The 4791-nt window shown below is 64.3% G+C and carries 5 protein-coding genes; 4 read left to right on the forward strand and 1 reads right to left on the reverse strand.

Annotation, left to right across the window (positions count from 1 at the left end):
* From ACLP25_RS14905 to ACLP25_RS14920, 4 genes are all read left to right on the forward strand, one after another.
* Positions 1 to 1810, forward strand: a 1810-nt coding sequence (locus tag ACLP25_RS14905) for an ABC transporter permease subunit (RefSeq protein ID WP_442469968.1), incomplete at its 5' end; no start/stop codon positions are given.
* Between the two features lie 47 nt (positions 1811 to 1857).
* A complete protein-coding gene (locus tag ACLP25_RS14910; protein ID WP_442469969.1) occupies positions 1858 to 2169 on the forward strand; it encodes a putative quinol monooxygenase in 312 nt (103 codons plus the stop codon).
* Positions 2166 to 2693: a VOC family protein gene (locus ACLP25_RS14915; protein ID WP_442469970.1), complete on the forward strand. Its 528-nt coding sequence runs from the start codon at positions 2166 to 2168 to the stop codon at positions 2691 to 2693. The genes ACLP25_RS14910 and ACLP25_RS14915 overlap by 4 nt, the downstream gene beginning before the upstream one ends.
* Positions 2694 to 2818: 125 nt before the next feature.
* Entirely contained in the window at positions 2819 to 3727 is a 909-nt protein-coding gene (locus tag ACLP25_RS14920; protein ID WP_442469971.1) for an alpha/beta hydrolase, read from the forward strand.
* Positions 3728 to 3764: 37 nt separating this feature from the next.
* On the opposite strand, the gene ACLP25_RS14925 is transcribed toward ACLP25_RS14920, so the two are convergent.
* The coding region (locus tag ACLP25_RS14925; RefSeq protein ID WP_442469972.1) for an NAD(P)/FAD-dependent oxidoreductase at positions 3765 to 4791 on the reverse strand (1027 nt) is incomplete at its 5' end.

Raw genomic sequence — 4791 nt, forward strand, 5'->3', positions numbered from 1 at the left:
GCTCGTCGCTGAGGTCAGCGACGAGACCCTTTTGAGCATGATCGTCGGCCGCGAACTCGGATCGACCTTTCCGCCGAAGGCGAACGCCGCCGCGAAGGACGTCAACTTTTCCGTCCGCTCCCTGAGCGGTCGGAAATTCAAGGACGTGAGCTTCGACGCCTCGCCCGGCCAGATCGTCGGGGTCGCCGGAGTCGCGGGCAACGGCCAGTCCGAGTTGATGCGCGCCCTTGCGGGCCTCCAGCCTTCCGAGGGCGCGATCTCGCTTGGCGGCCGCTCGCTGAGCAGCCACGAGCTCATTTACGAAGCCGCCTACATGCCTTCGGATCGCCTGTCCGAAGGACTCGCCGGCGACCTCACAGTTCGCGAAAACGCGTCGATGTCGGCGCTCGGGTCGTTCGCTTCGCTCGGGGTCGTCAGCCGCCGGCGAGAGGTCGATCAGGTCACGAGCGCGTTCAGGTCGCTGGCGGTGAAGGCCACGAGCATAGAGTCGCAGGTGACCTCGCTCTCGGGCGGCAATCAGCAGAAAATCGTCTTGGCGCGCGCGTTGCTCTCGGACCCGGGTCTGATCGTGGCCGACGAGCCGACCCAGGGGGTCGACGTCGGCGCTCGCGCGGAAATCTATCGGATTCTGCGGGAGATCACGGACTCGGGCAAACCGGTCATCGTGAAGTGCTCCGACGCCACCGAGCTGGAAGGCCTTTGCGACAAGGTCATCGTGCTTTCGAGAGGGCGCGTCGTCGAGACGCTCAACGGCGCCGACGTCGCCGAAGCCAAAATCGTCTCGGCCGCCGTCAGCGCCGAACATCACGCCGACTCGGGCGGAGTCGGAACGGGAGGCGGGACGGGGCGAACCGGCTGGCGCCACTTCCTTCAGGCGGACAACGCGCCCGCAGTTCCGCTGGCGATCGTCACCATCCTGCTTGCGCTCTACGGATACAGCAACAACCCGAATTTCCTTTCGTCCTTCAACATTTACAACGTCTTGACGCTGGCGACGGCGCTCGGCTTCGTCGCCATGGGCCAGACGATCGCGCTATTGCTCGCGGGCGTCGATCTCTCGGTCGGACCGCTCGCGGGCTTCCTCGTCGTTGTCGCCTCGTTCTTCGTCAACGACGGCCAGTCCTTGACGACCATCGCGGCGGGCTTCCTGTTGATGCTCTTGGGCGCGGTCGTGGTGGGCGCGATCAACGGCTCGCTGATCCGGTTCGCGAACTTCACGCCGATCGCCGCGACTCTTGCGATGTATATTGGTTTGCAGGGGTGCAGCTTCTTACTGCGCGACGGCCCGGACGGATACATCAACGCTGGCGTGACACAGGCGATCACCTACCAGATCGGGCCAATCCCTGTGGCTTTCCTCGTCTTGGCGGCATTCGTCGTGGCTGGCGAGTACGCGCTGCGGAACACCCGGGCCGGTTGGCAGCTCCGTGCTGTCGGCTCGGACGAGGAGTCCGCGCGACGCATCGGTCTGCCGATCGATCGTATCGTCATTCTCGGCTACATCGGCTCATCGCTGTTCGCCGCGCTTGGAGCCGTGATGCTGATGGCCCAGATCGGCGTCGGCGATCCTCGGCAAGGCGTGAACTACACCCTGTCGAGCATCACCGCTGTGGTTCTCGGCGGCACGAGCCTGCGCGGCGGACGGGGAACGTTCGTCGGAACCGCCGTCGGCGCGCTGCTTCTGACGGAAGTGCTCAGCGCCGTCGCGTTCCTGGGGCTGTCCCAAACCTACCAATATGTCTTTCAGGGCGCGCTCATCCTGATTGCCGCGCTAATTTACTCGGGCGTTCGCGGACGCGGCCGCGCGTAAGAACTGCAAATAGCGTGTCGTGGGAAGAGAGGAAAAGGAGAGGTGAAATGTCCGATCAGCTGACCGTCGTTGCGCATCTGCGCGCCCTCAACGGGCAGATCGAGGAGACCAAGACGTTCCTTCTGGGGCTGATCGCGCCGACCCGCGCCGAGCCAGGAGTCCTCGAATACTGGTTGCACCAGGACAACGAAGACCCGGCCGAGTTCACCTACTACGAAAACTGGAAGAACCGGGCCGAGTGGGACAAGCACATGGAACTGCCGCACCTGAAAAAGTTCGCCGAGGTCAGGGACAAGGTTTTCGAGGTTCAGAAGATACGACTCATGACGATGATTTCCGACTCGGCGTCGAAACGGTGAGCGACGGTCTCCCGGGGCTCGCGGGCACGGATCACGTGGGCTTCACCGTGCCCGACCTCGAAGCGGCGACCCGCTTTTTCGTCGACGTGATCGGCTGTTCGCCGGTCTACGAGATCGGGCCGTTCCAGTCGGACGACGACTGGATGCAGGTGCATCTCGGGGTTGATCCGCGCGCCGTCATCCGGAAGCTCCGCATGTTCCGCTGCAAGACGGGCCCTTCCTTCGAGGTGTTCGAGTACGAGCTCGAGGGGGCGGGCGTCACGCCCCCGCGCAATAGCGATGTCGGCGGACACCACCTGGCCTTCTACGTCGAGGACATGAACGCCGCGGTTGTTTACCTGAAGGCGCAGGGAATCACCGTCCAGGGGGAACCGACGACCATGGAGTCTGGGCCGTCGAAGGGGCTGACCTGGGTCTACTTCCTGTCCCCCTGGGGCATGCAGCTCGAATTGGTCAGTTATCCGGCCGGTATGGCCGTGCTGCATGAGAAGCCTGGAGCCCTTTGGTCTCCGAAAGACCGCTGAGTCAATTCTAGGCGGTGAGCAAAGAGTTGAAGCGTCAAGCCTGCGAGCACGGAATAGGACAAGAAAGAAGAGCGGGAGCCTGAAGATTAAGCCCGACCGCTCTCAACAGGTCATGGGAGGTCGGAATGGAAAGGCTTGACGTCGATTTTCAGTCTGAGGGCGCCACGGTTCGCGCTTGGCTCTATCGGGCCGAGGGCGGCGGTCGCCGTCCGACGGTCGCGCTCGCTGGAGGCTGGTGCTACGTGCGCGAGATCGTGATGCCAACCTACGCGAAGGCTTTCGCCGCCGCTGGGATCAACGCCATGATCTTCGACTATCGCAACCTTGGCGTCAGTGACGGCGACAACCGACAGCATCTCGATCCTTGGGCGCAAATTCGAGACTACCAGAACGCGATCTCCTTTCTTGAACGGCACGAGGCCGTCGATCCGAAACGGATCGGCGTTTGGGGCATTTCCTATTCCGGCGGCCATGCGCTGATCCTCGCCGCGATCGACCCGCGCGTGAAGTCGATCGTCAGTCAGATCCCAGTCATCGACGGCTACGAGAACATGCGCCGCGCTCACGGCACCATAGAGTTTCGGCGACTGTGGAATCTCGTTCTCGAGGATCGCAAGCTTCGCTACGAGCGCCCGGCTGAGCGCCTCTACCTGCCGCATGCCACGGAGAATTCGGAGGCCGAGGTCTCCGCCTGGCCATTCCCCGAGACCGTCCAAACCTTCATGGCGATCAAGGCCAAGGAGGCTCCGCTCTACGAAAACCGGAGCACGGTCGAGTCGGTCGATCTCCTCATGACCTATGACGTCGGCCCGTTCGTGAAGCGGATTTACAACACGCCGACCTTCATGATCGTCGCCGAAGGTGACGACCTGACGCTTTGGGATCTCGAAATCAGCGCCTTCAACGCGGTCCCGAGCCCGCGCAAGAAGCTCCACGTTCTGCCGCACACCACGCACATGACGCTTTATTCGGACGCGTCCAAGGTGGAGACGGCGGCGACGCTTGCGACCGACTGGTTCTCCGACACGCTTTGAAAGCCACACCGGCGCCACTGCCCGCGGGGCGACCCGCCTAACGCGTCTTCGCGATGTCCTCGGCGATGGCAAGGCTCGCGGTCAGGCCAGGAGACTCGATGCCGAACAGGTTCACGAGTCCCCGGACGCCGTGGTCATCCTCAGTCTGGATCAGAAAGTCGGTGTCGGACCCGCCAGGGCGCGCGATCTTCGGGCGAATGCCGGAATAGGCGGGTTGCAGCGCGTTGTCCGGCAGCTCCGGCCAGTAGGTCCTGATCGCCGCGTAAAAGGACTCTGCGCGCCTCGGGTCGACGGCGTAGTCGACCGAATCGATCCATTCGACGTCCGGCCCGAAGCGCGCCTGCCCCGCGAGGTCGAGCGTGAGATGGACGCCGAGGCCGCCTGTGGCCGGCATCGGGTAGACTAAGCGGGAAAATGGCGAGCGGACGCTCAGCGAGAAGTAGTTGCCCTTGGCGAGGTGCAGCGGGGGAATCTTGTCGGCCGGCATCCCTTGGATGGCGCGGGCGACCTTCTGCGCGCCGAGGCCCGCCGCGTTGACGACGAGGCTCGCGGCAAGCCGCATCGGCTCCGCGCCCCCGATTTCAATCGTCACCGTGTCGCCTTGCGCTCGCCCGGCGACAACCGGCGATGCGAGTGCGATCATCGCTCCGTGCGCCTCGGCGTCGCCGCGCAGCGCCAGCATGAGCGCGTGACTGTCGACGACGCCGGTCGAGGGCGACAGCAGTGCGCGGCTCGACCGAAGCGCCGGCTCGAGCGCGCAGGCCTCTGCGCCGGTGAGCCAAACGAGATCGTCAATGCCGTTCGCCTTCGCCCGGGCTTCGAGCGCCGCCAGCATTTCGACCTCGCTCTCCCTGGCGGCGACGATCAGCTTGCCACAGCGCCGGTGCGGCACGCCGTAGTCGCGGCAGAACCGGTAGAGCATCGCCTTGCCCTCGACGCACAGCCGCGTCTTCGTCAGGCCTGTCGGGTAATAGATGCCGGCGTGGATGACCTCACTGTTGCGCGAACTCACCCCCGTTCCGATCGCGTCTTCGGCTTCGACGACGACAACCTCGCGACCGGCG

Origin of the sequence: Roseiarcus sp. (assembly GCF_052145395.1) — a bacterium.
Taxonomy (GTDB): domain Bacteria; phylum Pseudomonadota; class Alphaproteobacteria; order Rhizobiales; family Beijerinckiaceae; genus Roseiarcus.